General features: G+C 45.6%; 2 rRNA genes. Both read right to left on the bottom strand.

The features are described from left to right. Positions 1–85 (bottom strand): 5S ribosomal RNA (gene rrf, locus M3610_RS27705); the annotation flags it as partial. A 76-nt stretch (positions 86–161) separates the two neighbouring features. Then, positions 162–274 (bottom strand): 23S ribosomal RNA (locus M3610_RS27700); the annotation flags it as partial.

Raw genomic sequence — 274 nt, 5'->3', positions numbered from 1 at the left:
TGTCCCAACTACCATCGGCGCTGAGAAGCTTAACTTCCGTGTTCGGTATGGGAACGGGTGTGACCTTCTCGCCATTGCTGCCAGACTATTTTGTTTGAGGCTTCATTCCCTCAAAACTAGATAATGCAGAAGAAGTTTGTAAACTCAAGTTCACCTTAAAATTGGTTAAGTCCTCGAACGATTAGTATCAGTCAGCTCCACATGTTACCACGCTTCCACCTCTGACCTATCAACCTGATCATCTTTCAGGGTTCTTACTAGCTTGCGCTATGGG

It is taken from the genome of Neobacillus sp. MER 74 (assembly GCF_023714155.1).
The sequence above is the reverse complement of the archived record's forward strand: the minus strand, read 5'-3'. Positions and strand labels throughout refer to the sequence as shown.